Genomic DNA, 16331 nt, shown 5'->3' on the forward strand with positions numbered 1-16331 from the left:
GAGCCGCCCCCGCGCCGCCACCCTAGCGAACCCCCCTCGATCGCCCCGAACGAATTTCCGTTCCGGCCGCGCCCGACCTCTTCCTACTGGTGGGTAGCTTCGCTACAGTGGCCGCACGCACCACCGTCGGGCTTCGGGAGCCGCACCGACGGGGGCCTGCGGTCGTCGCGTTCGCGGCGGGCGCGTGGTGCGTCCTTCACCGGCCGGTGCCGCGGATCGCGGCGGGGCCGGGCTTCTTCCCTCGTATCAGAGCCGCTTCCTTCACCTTGAGCGCCTGAGTATCACGGCACACCCGCAGCACGGCCGGAGCGGACCGGCGGCTGCGCCGGTGAGCCACCGTCGCCATCTCCTGCCAGCGGGCCGTCGCCCGGCGGCCGCCCCCGGCTTGCGGGAGCGGCGGTGCGCCTACCGGAGGACGCGATGCGTCGTGACTGACAAGGAGTCAGGACACGTGACTCCTCCCCAACGGCCTACGCCGTGGGGCTTCAAGCCGGCCTGATACCCGGCCCCGGACAAGCCCTGCCCGCTGCACAGATGCAGGGCTCGATCGTACAAGAAGGCTCCGGCGTGTCGGCGCCGATGCGACTTTTCTGCCGGTCAAAGCCGGTGGTCCCCTACCAAGGAGTTCTGATGGAGCGTCCCTTCCCCACGGTCGCCGTGGTCGGCCTCGGCACGATGGGTGCCGGCGTCGCGGTGGCGGTCGCGAAGAGCGGCCGCCGGGTGATCGGCATCGAGGCCAACGAGGACTCCGCCGCCCGGGCGCTCGCCCGGATCGAGGAGGCGACCGCGCACGCGGTGGCCCGGGAGCGGATCACTGCCGAGGAGCGGGCCGGACTGCTCGCGCGGATCTCGGTGGGCCACGGCCTGGCGGCCGCCGCCGAGGCCGACCTGGTGATCGAGGAGGTGCCCGAGCAGCTGGAGCTGAAGCGGGAGGTCTTCGCCGAGCTGGACCGGATCTGCCCGGAGAGCACGGTGCTGGCGACCGGTACCACCGCCCTGTCGGTGACCCGGATCGCCGCCGCCACCGCCCGCCCGGAGCGCGTGCTGGGCCTGCACTTCTTCAACCCGGTGCACACCATGAAGCTGGTCGAGGTGGTCCGCACCGTGCTGACCGCCCCGCAGGTGGCCGAGGACGCCGCGGCGTTCGCCCGGGACCTCGGCAAGGAGCCGGTGGCCGCCGGCGACCGGGCCGGCTTCGTGGTGAACGGACTGCTCTTCGCGTACCTGAACCAGGCCGCCGCGATGTACGAGTCCAGGTACGCCACCCGGGAGGACATCGACGCCGCGATGCGGCTCGGCTGCGGCCTGCCGATGGGCCCGCTGGCCCTGCTCGACCTGATCGGCGTGGACACCGCCCGGACGGTGCTGGAGGCGATGTACGAGCAGTCCCGGGACCGGCTGCACGCGCCCGCGCCGATCCTCGGCCAGCTGGTCTCCGCCGGGCTGCTGGGCCGCAAGTCCGGCCGCGGCTTCTACACCTACGAGGCGCCGGGCTCCTCCCGGGCGGTCGACGCCGCCACCGGCCCGGCGCGGGCGAAGGTGCCGGGCCGCGAGGTGCGCAGCGTCGGCGTCTGCGGCTCGGGCACGATGGCCACCGGCATCGTCGAGGTGTTCGCCAAGGCCGGGTACCGGGTGCTGCTGGCCGCCCGCAGCCTGGAGAAGGCCGAGAACGCCAAGGCGCAGCTGGCCAGGTCGCTGGAGCGCTCCGTCACCAAGGGCCGGATGACCGCGGAGCAGCGGGACGCGGCGCTGGGGCTGGTGACGCCGGTCGGGCAGTACGCCGAGCTGGCCGAGGTCGACCTGGTGGTCGAGGCGGTCGCCGAGAACCTGGAGGTCAAGCGCGAGCTGTTCGCCACCCTGGACAAGATCGTCAAGCCGGGCGCGGTGCTCGCCACCACCACCTCCTCGCTGCCGGTGATCAGCTGCGCCTCGGCCACCTCGCGGCCGCAGGACGTCATCGGCATGCACTTCTTCAACCCGGCGCCGGCCATGAAGCTGGTCGAGGTGGTGTCCACCGTGCTGACCGCGCCGGATGTCACCGCGACCGTGCTGGAGCTGTGCGCCAAGGTGCGCAAGCACCCGGTGGAGTGCGGCGACCGGGCCGGTTTCATCGTGAACGCGCTGCTCTTCCCGTACCTGAACGACGCGGTGCGGATGCTTCAGGAGCACTACGCGACGGTGGACGACATCGACACCGCGATGAAGCTGGGCTGCGGCTACCCGATGGGCCCGTTCGAGCTGCTGGACGTGGTCGGCCTGGACGTCTCGCTGACCATCGAGAAGGTGCTGCACCAGGAGTTCCGCGAGCCGGGCCTGGCGGCGGCGCCGCTGCTGGAGCACCTGGTGGCGGCCGGCTGCCTCGGCCGCAAGACCGGCCGCGGCTTCCGCGACCACGCCCGCCGGTGACCGCGCCCCCGACGGGCGGCCCGGTGGCCGGCGGATCGGCGGCCTACGGGCCGTCACGGCCGGGCTGGAGCCCCGGGACGGTGTCGGCCCGCTGGCCCAGACCGGCCGTGACCGGCCCGGTCGCGCCGGTGCGGCGGGGAAGGCCCGCGGCGCCGGCGGCCGGGACGTGTAGCGTTCCGGGCATGGATCGGGTTCAGTCAGCCTCCCCGCAGCACGCCGCCGCCCCGCGCGGCGCCGACCGGCCGGCCGGGTCCGGCCCCGCCGCCCCCGACGGGGGCCCGGGCAGCCGCCGGGCGGCAGCACAGCGCCAGCAGATGCGCCAGGACCTGGCCACCGCCGCGATGGAGCTGTTCGCCTCGCAGGGCTACGAGGAGACGACGGTCGACCAGATCGCCGCGGCCGCCGGGGTGGCCCGGCGGACCTTCTTCCGGTACTTCCGGTCCAAGGAGGAGGCGATCTTCCCGGACCACGACGACACCCTGGTCCGGGTGGCCGACCTGCTGGCCAGCGCCGAGCCCGAGGAGCACCCGCTGGACGTGGTCTGCCGGGGCATCAAGGAGGTGCTGCGGATGTACGCCTCCACCCCGTCCGTCTCGGTCGCGCGGTACCAGCTGATCCGCCAGGTGCCGGCGCTGCGCGAGCGGGAGATCGCCGTGGTGGCCCGGTACGAGCGGCTGTTCACCCGCTACCTGCTCGGGCGCTTCGACACCTCGGGGGAGATCCCGGCGGGCTGGCAGCACGGCGGCGAGGACGACTCGATGCTCGCCGAGGTGTCGGCGGCGGCCGTCGTCGCGGCCCACAACCACGTGCTGCGGCGCTGGCTGCGGGCCGGCGGCCGGGGGGACGTGGAGGCACAGCTGGACCACTCCTTCGAGGTGATCCGGCGGACCTTCTGGGCGTCCTCCGCGCCCGGTGCCCGCCGGCGCGGGTCCCTCGTGGCACCCGGTGCCAGTGTGACGGGACTGGAGGAGGCTGCCGCGAGCGCACTGAGTGCCAGCCCCGGGGGTGAGGTACTCATCACAGTGGCCCGGACCGACGCCCCGCTGGACGTCGTGGTGGACAGCATCAGGGCCGCACTGAGCGGCGCCAGGGAGTCCTGACCTCCCACGTATTCGCAGGTCAGAGCCGTTCAGCGCGGCTTCGAGGGCCCGTACCGGAGTGCCGGTGCGGGCCCTTTCCGTGCCCGCCCGCGGTCGCTCGAACGCGGATTTGGTTCACCTGAATTGATGACACCCGGTGTCTTTACGAGTGGCACAGGGTGCCACTACGTTGTTACTCACCAGTCCGCGGCGCCGCGGCTCCCCACCTCGGCGCGCCGTCGTCCGGTGCTCCCACACCCCGGGAGCAGTGCCCAGCACTCCAGGCCCACCAGCCACACCACCCACCACCCACCTCAGCGAAGCCGGTGTCCGCTCCCGGCTCCCCCAGACGCCCTGTGCCCCCTCACACAGGTACGCCTTCGGAGGCAGCCATGCAGGAAATCCTCGACGCGATCCTCAGCAACGACGCCACGTCGGAGGACTACGCCGCCATCAAGCTCCCCGAGTCCTACCGGGCGGTCACGCTCCACAAGGACGACGAGCAGATGTTCGCGGGTCTCGACAGCCGCGACAAGGACCCGCGCAAGTCCCTTCACCTCGACGACGTCGCCCTGCCCGAGCTGGGCCCGGGCGAGGCCCTGGTCGCCGTCATGGCGAGCGCGGTGAACTACAACACCGTGTGGAGCTCGATCTTCGAGCCGGTCTCCACCTTCGGCTTCCTGGAGCGCTACGGCCGGCTGTCGCCGCTCACCAAGCGCCACGACCTGCCGTACCACGTGGTCGGCTCGGACCTCGCGGGCGTGGTGCTGCGCACGGGCGCCGGCGTCAACGCCTGGAAGCCGGGCGACGAGGTCGTCGCCCACTGCCTCTCGGTCGAGCTGGAGTCCCCGGACGGCCACAACGACACGATGATGGACCCGGAGCAGCGCATCTGGGGCTTCGAGACCAACTTCGGCGGCCTGGCCCAGCTCGCGCTGGTGAAGACCAACCAGCTGCTGCCCAAGCCGAAGCACCTCACCTGGGAGGAGGCCGCCTCCCCCGGCCTGGTCAACTCCACCGCCTACCGCCAGCTCGTCTCGCAGAACGGCGCGGGCATGAAGCAGGGCGACAACGTGCTGATCTGGGGCGCCAGCGGCGGCCTCGGCTCGTACGCCACCCAGTACGCGCTGGCCGGCGGCGCCACCCCGATCTGCGTGGTCTCCAACGACCAGAAGGCCGAGATCTGCCGGGCCATGGGCGCCGAGGCGATCATCGACCGCTCCGCCGAGGGCTACCGGTTCTGGAAGGACGAGCACAACCAGGACCCGCGCGAGTGGAAGCGCCTGGGAGCGAAGATCCGCGAGTTCACCGGCGGCGAGGACGTGGACATCGTCTTCGAGCACCCGGGCCGGGAGACCTTCGGCGCCTCCGTGTACGTGACCCGCAAGGGCGGCACCATCGTCACCTGCGCCTCGACCTCCGGCTACATGCACCAGTACGACAACCGCTACCTGTGGATGTCGCTGAAGCGCATCGTCGGCTCGCACTTCGCCAACTACCGCGAGGCGTTCGAGGCCAACCGCCTGATCGCCAAGGGCAAGATCCACCCGACCGTGTCGAAGGTCTACTCCCTGGAGGAGACCGGCCAGGCCGCCCTCGACGTGCACCACAACAAGCACCAGGGCAAGGTCGGCGTGCTCTGCCTGGCGCCCGAGGAGGGCCTGGGCGTGCGGGACGCCGAGTTCCGCGCCAAGCACCTCGACGCCATCAACCGCTTCCGGAACATCTGATGGCGGACCGTGACCGTCCCTGGCTGATGCGCACGTACGCGGGGCACTCGACCGCGAGCGACTCCAACGCGCTCTACCGGCGGAACCTCGCGAAGGGCCAGACCGGCCTCTCGGTCGCCTTCGACCTGCCGACCCAGACCGGCTACGACTCCGACCACATCCTCGCCCGCGGCGAGGTCGGCCGGGTCGGCGTGCCGGTGGGCCACGTCGGGGACATGCGCACCCTGTTCGACGGCATCCCGCTCGAACAGACCAACACCTCGATGACGATCAACGCCACCGCGATGTGGCTGCTGGCGCTCTACCAGGTGGTCGCCGAGGAGCAGGGCGCCGACGTCGCCAGGCTCACCGGCACCACCCAGAACGACATCGTCAAGGAGTACCTCTCGCGCGGGACGCACGTCTTCCCGCCCGGGCCGTCGGTGCGCCTGATCACCGACATGATCGCCTACACGGTCGGCAGCATCCCCAAGTGGAACCCGATCAACATCTGCAGCTACCACCTCCAGGAGGCCGGGGCCACCCCGGTCCAGGAGATCGCCTACGCGATGTGCACCGCCATCTCGGTGCTGGACGCGGTCCGCGACTCCGGCCAGGTGCCGGCCGAGCGGATGGGCGAGGTGGTCGCCCGGATCTCCTTCTTCGTCAACGCCGGCGTGCGCTTCGTCGAGGAGATGTGCAAGATGCGCGCCTTCGCCCAGCTCTGGGAGAAGGTCACGCTGGAGCGGTACGGCATCCAGGACGCCAAGCAGCGGCGGTTCCGCTACGGCGTCCAGGTCAACTCGCTGGGCCTGACCGAGGCGCAGCCGGAGAACAACGTCCAGCGGATCGTGCTGGAGATGCTCGCCGTCACCCTCTCCAAGGACGCCCGCGCCCGGGCCGTCCAGCTGCCGGCCTGGAACGAGGCCCTCGGCCTGCCCCGGCCGTGGGACCAGCAGTGGTCGCTGCGCATCCAGCAGGTGCTCGCCTACGAGTCCGACCTGCTGGAGTACGGGGACATCTTCAACGGCTCGGAGGTGATCGAGGCCAAGACCGCCGCGCTGCTCGCCGGCGCCGAGGCCGAGATCGCCAAGGTGCTGGAGATGGGCGGGGTGATCCCCGCCGTCGAGTCCGGCTACCTGAAGTCCAACCTGGTCGCCTCGCACGCCGCCCGACGGGCCCGGATCGAGTCCGGCGAGGACAAGATCATCGGTGTCAACTGCTTCGACACCACCGAGGAGAGCCCGCTCACGGCCGACCTCGACACCGCGATCATGGTGGTCGACCCGGCCTCCGAGCAGTCCGTCCTCGCCAACCTGGAGAAGTGGCGCGCGCAGCGCGACGAGAGCGCCGCCCTGCGCGCCCTGGAGGAGCTCAAGGCCGTCGCCGCCACCGACGCCAACCTGATGGCCCCCACGCTCGCCTGCGCCCGCGCCGGGGTCACCACCGGCGAGTGGTCCTTCGCCCTGCGCGAGGTCTTCGGCGAGTACCGCGCGCCCACCGGCGTCGGCGGCGCCCCGGTCGCGGTCGCGGCCGAGCCCGGCGGCGAGCTGGCCGCCGTCCGCGAGGCGGTCGCCGCGACCGCCGCCGAGCTGGGCAGCGGCAAGCTGCGCCTGCTGGTCGGCAAGCCCGGTCTGGACGGTCACTCCAACGGCGCCGAGCAGATCGCCGTCCGGGCCCGCGACGCCGGGTTCGAGGTGGTCTACCAGGGCATCCGGCTGACACCCGAGCAGATCGTCTCCGCCGCCGTCGCGGAGGACGTGCACTGCGTCGGCCTGTCGATCCTCTCGGGGGCCCACTCCGAGCTCGTGCCCGACGTCCTGCACCGGCTGCGCCGGGCCGGGGTGGAGGATGTCCCGGTGATCGTGGGTGGCATCATCCCGGCAGCGGACGGCGAGGCCCTCAAGGCCGCCGGCGTCGCCGCCGTGTTCACCCCGAAGGACTTCGGCATCACGACCATCATCGGCCGGATCGTGGACGAGATCCGGCTGGCCAACCGGCTCCAGCCCTGGACGCCCGCACCCGCGACCACCAGCTGACCACTGGAAGGAACTGAACCACCCTCATGAGCAATGTCAACCGTCTGCGCCCCCGCCGCTCCTGCCTCGCCGTGCCGGGCTCCAACCCGCGCTTCCTGGAGAAGGCCCAGGGCCTCCCGGCCGACCAGGTCTTCCTTGACCTGGAGGACGCCTGCGCCCCCCTGGTCAAGGAGAGCGCCCGGCACAACATCGTCGACGCGCTGAACAACGGCGACTGGGGCAAGAAGACCAAGGTCGTCCGGGTCAACGACTGGACCACCCACTGGACGTACCGCGACGTGATCACGGTCGTCGAGGGCGCCGGCCCGAACCTCGACTGCATCATGCTGCCCAAGGTCCAGGACGCCGAGCAGGTCAAGGCGCTCGACCTGCTGCTCACCCAGATCGAGAAGACCATGGGCTTCGAGGTCGGCAAGATCGGCATCGAGGCGCAGATCGAGAACGCCAAGGGCCTGATCAACGTCGACGCGATCGCCGAGGCCTCCCCGCGGCTGGAGACCATCATCTTCGGCCCGGCCGACTTCATGGCCTCGATCAACATGAAGTCCCTGGTGGTCGGCGAGCAGCCGGCGGGCTACCCGGCCGACGCCTACCACTACATCCTGATGCGCATCCTGATGGCCGCCCGCGCCAACGACCTCCAGGCGATCGACGGCCCCTACCTGCAGATCCGCAACCAGGAGGGCTACCGCGAGGTGGCCGGCCGCGCCGCCGCGCTCGGCTTCGACGGCAAGTGGGTGCTCCACCCGGACCAGGTCGCCGCCGCGAACGAGATCTTCTCGCCCTCGCAGGAGGACTACGACCACGCCGAGCTGATCCTCGACGCCTACGACTGGTGCACCTCCGAGGCGGGCGGCGCCAAGGGCTCCGCGATGCTCGGCGACGAGATGATCGACGAGGCCAGCCGCAAGATGGCCCTGGTCATCGCGGGCAAGGGCCGGGCCGCCGGCTTCCAGCGCACCTCCAAGTTCGAGCCCCCGCAGGCCTGACCCCCTAAGGACCACTGAGATGCAGTTCGGACGCACCTACGAGGAGTTCGAGGTCGGGGCGGTCTACAAGCACTGGCCCGGCAAGACGGTCACCGAGTACGACGACCACCTCTTCTGTCTGCTCACCATGAACCACCACCCGCTCCACATGGACACGAACTATGCGGAGAACACGACGGACTTCGGCAAGAACGTCGTGGTGGGCAACTACATCTACTCGCTGCTGCTCGGCATGTCCGTCCCGGACGTCTCCGGCAAGGCGATCGCCAACCTGGAGATCGAGTCGCTGCGGCACGTGGCGCCGACCTTCCACGGCGACACCATCTACGGCGAGACGACCGTGCTCGACAAGTGGCCGTCCAAGTCCAAGGACGACCGGGGCATCGTCTACGTCGAGACCAAGGGGTACAAGCAGGACGGCACGGTCGTCTGCATCTTCCGCCGGAAGGTGATGGTGCCGACCGAGACGTACATCAAGGAGCGCGGCGGCGAGCAGCCCGGCCGTCCCACTCCCCTCTCCTGAACCCGGGAGACCCACCGACCACGGAGCTCCCGGCACCTCGGAGCTCCTGGACCCCGGACGGGTAGGCCGCCGTCATCGGCCGATCCCCACCCGGAACGGGGGCCCTGCTGCCGCAGCCACGCCGGCAGGGCCCCCGGCAATCCCCCCCCCCGCTCTTCGCCCTCATCCCACCCTCTTTTCTCTTCGCCACAGGAGCCGCACGATGGGACGCCTCGCACAGACCGACGGCCTCACCGAGATCCAGCGGGACATCCTCGCCACCGTGCGGGATTTCGTCGACAAGGAGATCATTCCGGTCGCGACCGAGCTGGAACACAAGGACGAGTACCCGACCGCCATCGTCGAGGGCATGAAGCAGCTCGGCCTCTTCGGGCTCACCATCCCCGAGGAGTACGGCGGCCTCGGCGAGTCGCTGCTCACCTACGCCCTCGTGGTGGAGGAGATCGCCCGCGGCTGGATGTCCGTCTCCGGCATCGTCAACACGCACTTCATCGTGGCGCACATGATCAACGCGCACGGCACCCAGGAGCAGAAGGACTACTTCCTGCCGAAGATGGCGGCCGGCGAGATCCGCGGCGCCTTCTCGATGTCCGAGCCCGGCCTCGGCTCGGACGTTTCGGCCATCTCCACCAAGGGCGTCAAGGACGGCGAGTTCTACGTCCTCAACGGCCAGAAGATGTGGCTCACCAACGGCGGCACGTCCACCCTGGTCGCGGTGCTCTGCAAGACCGACGAGGGCGGCAACAGCCCGTACAAGAACATGACCACCTTCCTGATCGAGAAGACGGCGGGCTTCGGCCCGAACCCGACCGTCCCCGGCCTCACCGTGCCCGGGAAGATCGAGAAGATGGGCTACAAGGGCGTCGACACCACCGAGCTGGTGCTCCAGGACGTCCGCATCCCGGCCGACCGCATCCTCGGCGGCGTCCCGGGCAAGGGCTTCTACCAGATGATGGACGGCGTCGAGGTCGGCCGGGTCAACGTGGCCGCCCGCGGCTGCGGCGTCGCGCGGCGCGCCTTCGAGCTGGGCATCTCCTACGCCCAGCAGCGCTCGACCTTCGGCAAGAAGATCGCCGAGCACCAGGCGATCCAGTTCAAGCTCGCCGAGATGGCCACCAAGGTCGAGGCCGCCCACCAGATGATGGTGATGGCCGCCCGCAAGAAGGACAGCGGCGAGCGCAACGACCTTGAGGCCGGCATGGCCAAGTACCTCGCCTCCGAGTACTGCAAGGAGGTCGTCGAGGACGCCTTCCGCATCCACGGCGGCTACGGCTTCTCCAAGGAGTACGAGATCGAGCGCCTCTACCGCGAGGCCCCGATGCTGCTCATCGGTGAAGGTACTGCGGAGATCCAGAAGATGATCGTCGGCCGCCGCCTGCTGGAGGAGTACCGCATCGCGGAGTGACCAACGGTGCCCGGCCCCGGCGCGGTGACGCGCCGCGGGGCCGGGCCGACGGCCCGATGACGGCCGGAAGACGGGCGTGCGGGCCCGTCCCGGCATCCCGCCGTGCCCACCACGGCCCCGGCCTGGTCCGCCTGGGGCCCCGGCACGGCTCCCGAAGCGGCCGCAGGGCGTACAGCTGCTGTCACGCGCCTTGCGGCCGCTTCGGCGCACCCTCGTGCGTGCCGCCGGCGAACGGCGCCGCGCCGCACCCGGTTCGCCGGCCCGTCCGTTGAGACATGAGTCACCAGCCCTGCCCGGACCCTTGGGAACCGGAGCGGGGCGAGCTACGGTCGTATACCAAGGAGGCGCAACGACGCCTCACGCAGGACACATGAACGAGCAGGCGGGTTGCCCACCCACCGTGTGCTCCCGATAGCATCCACCGGGACAGCAGCCGTCCCTCTATTACTCGATCCCCGCGGTGGCCCCCGTCCAGCGGCCATGTTCCCCCGCGACAAAGGTCTTCGATGCCCATCAGCCCGTCCCCTCACACCTCCGTCACGGACCGCGATGCCCTCGCACCCACGACGGCCGGTCGGCGACCCCGCGTGACCATCGCGCGCGGAGCCACCCCCTGGTTCGTCCCCACCCTCGCCACGGCCGCCCTGACCACCGCCCTCACCCGGCGCAGTGGCAAGTGGGCCCTGGCGGCGGTACCCGCCTGTGCGCTCGGCGCGGGCATGCTGTGGTTCTTCCGCGACCCCGAGCGTGAGATCGGCACGGGCAGAGTGATCTCCCCCGCCGACGGCGTGGTGCAGAGCATCGACGCCTGGCCGGACGGCCGCACCCGGGTGGCGATCTTCATGAGCCCGCTCAACGTCCACGTCAACCGGGCGCCCCTACCCGGCACGGTGGCGTCGGTGGAGCACGTCGCGGGCGGTTTCGTGCCCGCGTTCAACAAGGACAGCGACCAGAACGAGCGGGTCGTCTGGCACTTCGACACCGAACTCGGCGACATCGAGATGGTGCAGATCGCGGGGGCCGTGGCCCGCCGGATCGTGCCGTACGTGGACGCCGGTACCAAGGTCGAGCAGGGCGATCGGATCGGTCTGATCCGCTTCGGGTCCCGGGTCGACACCTACCTGCCGGCCGGCGTCGAGGTCGGCGTCGAGGTCGGCCAGAAGACCACAGCCGGGGTGACTCGCCTTGACCGTGACTGAACCTGAGACCATCGTCGGCCTGGACGACGAGGAGACGGCCCTGCGCCGTCGCCGCTGGGCGCGCGACCGCGAGCTGCGTGCTCCGCGCTCCCCGCAGCACCTGTCCACCGCCGACTTCCTGACCCTGGGGAACGCCGTCTGCGGCTTCCTGGCGATCTACTCGATCACCACCGGGGTCCTCGTCCCGCACATCACCAACCCGGACGCCGCTCCGGACAAGCACAGCGCCGCCACCGCGGTGACGCTGCTGCTGATCGGTTCGATGTGCGACCTCTTCGACGGCCTGGTGGCGCGCAAGCTGCGCTCCTCCGCCCTCGGGGCCGAGCTCGACAACCTGGCCGACCTGATCAGCTTCGGCATCGCGCCGGCCTACTTCGTCGCGGTCTGGGGCATGGTCTCGCCGGGCTCCGACAGCCGGCTCTCGGCCCTGATCGCACTGACGGTGCTGCTGTCCGTGGTGCTGCGGCTGGCCCGCTTCTCGGCCGTGAAGATGCGGCCCGGGGTGTTCCAGGGCATGCCGTGCCCGATGGGCGCCATGACGGTGATCGCCATCGTGCTGCTGGACCCGCCGTTCCTGCCCGGCCTGCTGGCCATTGCGGGCACCGCGTACCTGATGATGAGCCGGATCGAGTACCCGAAGCCGCAGGGGCTGCTGGCCACCGCCACGCTCTGCTGGATCGTCCTCTCGATCGGCTGCCTGGCGGCCTGGGCGACCGGCCTCAAGGGCGGCGACTACCTGCTGCACATCGGCGCCTACGGCCAGATCACGCTGGCCGCGATGGCCCCGCTGCTGGTCATCCGGCGCAAGGTCGGCCAGAAGGTCGGGGACGTGCGGGCGCGCCGCGCCGAGTCACGGCTCGACTGATCACGACACGCACGACGAAGGGCCCGGATCCGGTGAACGGATCCGGGCCCTTCGTCGTACCCGGTGTCGTCCGGGCGGCGGGGCGTCGTGCGGGCGGTGCGGTAGTTCAGGCGGCTCAGACGCAGGCGCAGGGCTCAGGCGCAGGGCCCGGGCGTCGGCGGCTCAGGCGCCGCCGCGGTGGACGCTGAAGGCCGAACGGCGGGCCGCGCGGGCCACTCCCGGGTCGGGGTGGACCCCGGAGACGGCGGTCAGCACCGAGGCGGCCCGGGGGTGCCCGGACTGCCGGGCGCGGGCGAACAGCCGGACCGGGTCACCGGCCGAGGCGCCCTCGACGTGGCCGACCAGCAGCTCGGTCTCCCCGTGGTCCAGCACGGCCGCGGCGGTGTCCACCCAGAGCCAGGCGGCGTCCTCCGCGCCGAGCACGTCCGCCGGGGCGACGCCCTCGTCCGACTGCTCGGCCAGCCAGAGCAGCGCGTATGGACGCAGCACCGGCTCGTCGACGGCGGCCCGGACGGCCTGCTCGGCGGTGGAACCGGCCACGCGCAGCGCCTCGAAGGCGAGGCCACGCACCAGGGCGTCGTCGCCCTGCGCGGCGTCCAGCAGCTCGGCCACCGCCCGGTCGGCCGGGCGGGCGGCCACCCAGGCGCGGAACTCGGCGCGGGCCGGGCCCGGCGAGTAGTCGGCGCAGGCGTTGAGCAGTTCGAAGGCGCTCTGCTCGATGTGCCCGGCGGCGGTCTGCGCGACGGTGCAGATCTCCTCCAGCTTGGCCCGCACCGCCCAGTGCCCCAGCGGGGACAGTTCGGCGGCCTCGTCCTTGCGGACCACCGCGCCGACGGCGGCGAGGCCGTCCAGCATCCAGTCCAGGACGGCGGCGACGTCGGCGGTCGCGGCCGGGGTGTCGATCTGCGGCTCGCGGCAGGTGCCGCGGACGGCCGAGACGGCGGACGCGGCGTGCGGCACGGGCGACAGGCCCAGCGCACCGGTACCGCCGCCCACCCGGCGCTCGTCCAGGCCCCGGCGCAGCAGCTCCAGCAGCTCGCTGTCGGCGACCGGGCCGGCCACCAGGTGCAGGAAGGAGAGCAGCTGCGGCGCCTGGTCGACGGCCTGCCCGGCGAGCACCGCGAAGACGCCGCGCAGGGCGGCCGGCGGCACCGGGGCGAGCAGCGTCCAGGCGTCGAACAGCGCCGACCAGCCGCGGACCACGGCCTCGTCGTCGTGCTCCCAGGCGTGCAGGCGCCAGCCGGGGGCGGCGCCGCCGTCCCGGGCCTCGACCAGGCCGACGAGCAGGGCCTGGCCCCACGCGTTGGCGGCGGCACCGACCGTCATGGCCAGCGCGCGGCCGGCGGCGCGGGCGTCCTCGGGGAGCAGCTCGCCGCGCTTGTCGACCTCGGAGAGTTCGCCGGCCCAGCGGGCGATGCGGACGGCGTCGACCAGCATCCGGCGGGCCAGCGGGGCGAGCTCGGCGGGAGCGGGGAAGCCCTCGGGCACCGGGACCCGGCCGCGGCCGGGGGCGGGTGCGGGGCCTCGTCGGCGGGGTACGCCGGGGCCGCCCGGCCGGGCGCCGGCGGGGCGGTAGGCCGTTCCGGGGAGACGGGTCACCGTCGCACCGGAACCGATCGTCGGCGGGAGCGGGGCATCACGGTCGCGCGGGTTCCGAGACGTCACGTCGTGCAGTCTTCCCCTTGTACCGGCCATCTGTCACATCCGGTTCGCCGCGGGCCGCGGGAGGCGGCCGCGGGGGGTCCACAAGATCGGGCAACAGAGGCCAAACCGCCTGGCCGGATCTGTGTGGCGTGATCATGCCAGAGTTGGGCGGGACGGTCTCCGGGTGGTCACGGGAGGGGCCGGAGAGCCGCCTGGGACTGGAGGAACGGCGGGCTAGAGGAACGGTGTGAGCCAGCGGCGGAGCTGCTCCTCGTAGCGGGCGGGGTCGGCGTTCCAGAGGGCGGCGTGGTCGCCGCCGGGGACCGGCTGGAGGCTGACCACGTCGGAGCGGCGCCCCGCCAGCCGCGCGGCGGCCCGCCAGGGCGCCACCGGGTCGTCGGGGCCGTGCAGGACGAGGGTGGGCACCCGCAGGTCGGTGCCGTCCGCGATCCGGGCGAAGTCGGCCAGGTCGACGCCGGTCCGGCCCTCCACCGCCAGGGCGCCGAGCTCGGCGGCGGTGCCGCGGTAGCCGGAGCGGGCGGCGCCCCGGCGGGCGGTGGCGGGCAGGTCGAGGACGGGCGAGTCCAGGACCAGGCTGCTGACCGAGGAGGCCCAGGCGGACCGGGCGGCGGTCTGCAGGGCGATGGTGGCGCCGAGCGACCAGCCGTAGAGGATGACCCTCCCGGCGCCGTTGTCCAGGGCGAGCCGCACGGCCGCCTCGACGTCCCGCCACTCGGTCTCGCCGAAGTGGCCGAGCCCGTCGGGGGAGGAGGGGGCGCCCGCGTCGCCGCGGTAGGTGACGGCGAGAGCGGGCAGGCCGAGCCGGTCCAGCAGCGGGAGCACCGGGAGGACCTGCTGCCGGTCGGCGCCGGAGCCGTGGACCAGGACGACCCAGGTGCCGCGCATGCCGTCCAGGTACCAGGCGGGGAGGGCGCCCAGCTCGCCCGCGGCGGCGGTCTCGGAGAACGGCAGGCCGAGGGCGGTGGTCGGGTCGCCCGTGTGGACACGGGGGGTGAAGCGGACCACGGTGCCGGAGGTCAGGGTGCCGCGGTCGGCGCGGACCAGCCGCCGGGTGACGCCCTGCGCGTCCTCGTGCAGGACCTCCTCGACCACGGCGTGCCCGCCGTCCCCCCACTCGACGGCCCAGCGGCCGGGGCGGGTGCTCTCCGGGCTGCGGGTGAAGGTGACACGCCCGGCGGCGAGGGCCTTGACCAGGACGGGGCCGGTGGGTCGGTCCTGGGCCTTCACCGGGTGGACCATCCGCTCGGACGCCCTCCGGCCGATGACCAGCACGGCGGCCCCGGCGCCGGCACCGACGACGGCGGCCGCCACGACGGCTGCGGTTCCCCAACGCATATCGCTCCCCGCTCTGTAGGTCGCGGACTGGGCAGTGTGCCCACCAGTCCACTCGCGGAGACGGCGGCCGGCCACCGGACACGGCCGTCCGGGTCACACCGGGCCGCACCGGGCGGCACCGGGCCACGCCGGGACGCCCGTCACGCCGAGGAGCACCGGCCGCACCGGGACGGGGTCACCTCGGTCCGGCGTCAGCTCGACACGGCGTCGCCCCGGCACCTCGGCACGGCGTCACCCCGGCACGGCGTCACCTCGGGGTGCGGCCCTCCGGTCAGACCGGGATCCCGGTGTCCCGCCGGCCGAGCAGCTCCCAGAACCGCTCGTCGAGCGGCTGCTCCCGACCCGCGGTGCGCCGCCCCGCGGTGTGCCGCGCCGCGGTGTGCCGCGCCGCCGGGGCCGGGGAGCCCCAGCTGCCCGCGCCCCAGTGGGAGGAGACCTGGTTCTCGTTCTGCAGCACCGCCAGCACGGCGGCGAGGTCCTGCTCGTGCACCGGCACGATCCGGCCGATCGCCCGGGCCTGCGCCTGCCAGCGGCCGTCCACGCACTGCCGCAGCCGCTGGTCCAGCTCGTCCCGACGGCCCGTCACCGCGACCAGCTCGCGCAGCGTCAGGCCGAGCACCTGGGCGAGCGCGTGGGTCTGCTCCCCGTCGCCGTCCCAGCGGTCGGTGGCCTCGGCCCGCTGGTAGTGGTGCAGGGGTATGCCGATCCGGCGGGCGGCGTTCTCCTGGCCGAGCTCGCGGGCGACCCGGAAGTCCCGCAGCCGGGCCGGGCGGACCCCCATCAGCTGCACCGGCGGGCACCAGAGGGCGCGGGCCAGCGCGATGAACTCCTCCTCGGCAGGGCGCAGCTCGCCGCTCTCCCAGCCGAGCACGTGGGCGGGCAGCAGCCGGACCCCGTGCGCGGCCATGCCCTCGACGACCTGTTCGGGGGTCAGGCCGAGGCCGGCCCGGTGCGCGCGGGCGGCCGCGGGTGAGAAGGGCACCGGAGGGACGGCGGGGGACTGTCTGCGTCGCATGGGACCCGACGGTAGGGGCTGGTGGTTCGGTGCCCCAGCCGCCGAACGCACGAAGCACCGCTGTAGGGGTCTACATGCCGATGGACGATCGCACAGGCTGTC

At 72.5% G+C, this 16331-nt stretch carries 12 protein-coding genes; 9 read left to right on the top strand and 3 right to left on the bottom strand.

Annotated elements, in window-relative coordinates; all coding sequences use genetic code 11:
* The first annotated feature begins 630 nt into the window (after nucleotides 1-630).
* From C2142_RS10795 to C2142_RS10835, 9 genes are all read left to right on the top strand, one after another.
* On the top strand, nucleotides 631-2406 hold the full coding sequence (locus C2142_RS10795; protein ID WP_148642435.1) for a 3-hydroxybutyryl-CoA dehydrogenase: 1776 nt from the start codon (nucleotides 631-633) through the stop codon (nucleotides 2404-2406).
* Nucleotides 2407-2588: 182 nt separating this feature from the next.
* Nucleotides 2589-3506, top strand: a complete 918-nt coding sequence (locus C2142_RS10800) for a TetR family transcriptional regulator (RefSeq protein ID WP_148642436.1) — start codon at nucleotides 2589-2591, stop codon at nucleotides 3504-3506.
* A gap of 371 nt (nucleotides 3507-3877) precedes the next feature.
* Entirely contained in the window at nucleotides 3878-5215 is a 1338-nt protein-coding gene (gene ccrA, locus C2142_RS10805; RefSeq protein WP_148642437.1) for a crotonyl-CoA carboxylase/reductase, read from the top strand.
* The gene (locus C2142_RS10810; RefSeq protein ID WP_148642438.1) at nucleotides 5215-7233 is read left to right on the top strand and encodes a protein meaA; all 2019 of its coding nucleotides are present in this window, start codon (nucleotides 5215-5217) and stop codon (nucleotides 7231-7233) included. Before ccrA ends, C2142_RS10810 begins: the two co-directional genes overlap by 1 nt.
* A gap of 26 nt (nucleotides 7234-7259) precedes the next feature.
* On the top strand, nucleotides 7260-8222 hold the full coding sequence (locus C2142_RS10815; protein ID WP_148642439.1) for a CoA ester lyase: 963 nt from the start codon (nucleotides 7260-7262) through the stop codon (nucleotides 8220-8222).
* A 19-nt stretch (nucleotides 8223-8241) separates the two neighbouring features.
* Nucleotides 8242-8745 carry a MaoC family dehydratase gene (locus C2142_RS10820; protein ID WP_148642440.1) on the top strand — a complete coding sequence of 168 codons (504 nt, stop codon included), beginning with the start codon at nucleotides 8242-8244 and terminating at the stop codon, nucleotides 8743-8745.
* A 202-nt stretch (nucleotides 8746-8947) separates the two neighbouring features.
* A complete protein-coding gene (locus tag C2142_RS10825) occupies nucleotides 8948-10150 on the top strand; it encodes an acyl-CoA dehydrogenase family protein (protein ID WP_148642441.1) in 1203 nt (400 codons plus the stop codon).
* A 506-nt stretch (nucleotides 10151-10656) separates the two neighbouring features.
* Nucleotides 10657-11349, top strand: a complete 693-nt coding sequence (locus tag C2142_RS10830; RefSeq protein WP_241002502.1) for a phosphatidylserine decarboxylase — start codon at nucleotides 10657-10659, stop codon at nucleotides 11347-11349.
* A gap of 40 nt (nucleotides 11350-11389) precedes the next feature.
* Nucleotides 11390-12214, top strand: coding sequence for a CDP-alcohol phosphatidyltransferase family protein (locus C2142_RS10835; protein ID WP_241003163.1), 825 nt, complete (start codon nucleotides 11390-11392; stop codon nucleotides 12212-12214).
* A gap of 162 nt (nucleotides 12215-12376) precedes the next feature.
* Here C2142_RS10835 and C2142_RS10840 read toward each other — a convergent pair whose 3' ends face one another.
* The 3 genes from C2142_RS10840 to C2142_RS10850 all read right to left on the bottom strand — a co-directional run bounded on the left by C2142_RS10840 (nucleotide 12377) and on the right by C2142_RS10850 (nucleotide 16229).
* Nucleotides 12377-13813 carry a hypothetical protein gene (locus C2142_RS10840; protein WP_241002503.1) on the bottom strand — a complete coding sequence of 479 codons (1437 nt, stop codon included), beginning with the start codon at nucleotides 13811-13813 and terminating at the stop codon, nucleotides 12377-12379.
* 279 nt (nucleotides 13814-14092) lie between these two features.
* Nucleotides 14093-15214 carry an alpha/beta hydrolase gene (locus tag C2142_RS10845; protein ID WP_148642443.1) on the bottom strand — a complete coding sequence of 374 codons (1122 nt, stop codon included), beginning with the start codon at nucleotides 15212-15214 and terminating at the stop codon, nucleotides 14093-14095.
* A 271-nt stretch (nucleotides 15215-15485) separates the two neighbouring features.
* Nucleotides 15486-16229, bottom strand: a complete 744-nt coding sequence (locus C2142_RS10850) for a helix-turn-helix transcriptional regulator (protein ID WP_148642444.1) — start codon at nucleotides 16227-16229, stop codon at nucleotides 15486-15488.
* Between the last annotated feature and the right edge of the window lie 102 nt (nucleotides 16230-16331).

It is taken from the genome of Streptomyces sp. CB01881 (assembly GCF_002953255.1).
Classification (GTDB): domain Bacteria; phylum Actinomycetota; class Actinomycetes; order Streptomycetales; family Streptomycetaceae; genus Kitasatospora.

What these genes read in the sequence shown, in the direction of transcription:
- C2142_RS10825 (WP_148642441.1), top strand. Translation starts at nt 8,948, where the DNA reads ATGGGACGCCTCGCACAGACCGACGGCCTCACCGAGATCCAGCGGGAC.
- C2142_RS10800 (WP_148642436.1), top strand. Translation starts at nt 2,589, where the DNA reads ATGGATCGGGTTCAGTCAGCCTCCCCGCAGCACGCCGCCGCCCCGCGC.
- ccrA (WP_148642437.1), top strand. Translation starts at nt 3,878, where the DNA reads ATGCAGGAAATCCTCGACGCGATCCTCAGCAACGACGCCACGTCGGAG.
- C2142_RS10810 (WP_148642438.1), top strand. Translation starts at nt 5,215, where the DNA reads ATGGCGGACCGTGACCGTCCCTGGCTGATGCGCACGTACGCGGGGCAC.
- C2142_RS10815 (WP_148642439.1), top strand. Translation starts at nt 7,260, where the DNA reads ATGAGCAATGTCAACCGTCTGCGCCCCCGCCGCTCCTGCCTCGCCGTG.
- C2142_RS10830 (WP_241002502.1), top strand. Translation starts at nt 10,657, where the DNA reads ATGCCCATCAGCCCGTCCCCTCACACCTCCGTCACGGACCGCGATGCC.
- C2142_RS10845 (WP_148642443.1), bottom strand. Translation starts at nt 15,214, where the DNA reads ATGCGTTGGGGAACCGCAGCCGTCGTGGCGGCCGCCGTCGTCGGTGCC.
- C2142_RS10820 (WP_148642440.1), top strand. Translation starts at nt 8,242, where the DNA reads ATGCAGTTCGGACGCACCTACGAGGAGTTCGAGGTCGGGGCGGTCTAC.
- C2142_RS10850 (WP_148642444.1), bottom strand. Translation starts at nt 16,229, where the DNA reads ATGCGACGCAGACAGTCCCCCGCCGTCCCTCCGGTGCCCTTCTCACCC.
- C2142_RS10795 (WP_148642435.1), top strand. Translation starts at nt 631, where the DNA reads ATGGAGCGTCCCTTCCCCACGGTCGCCGTGGTCGGCCTCGGCACGATG.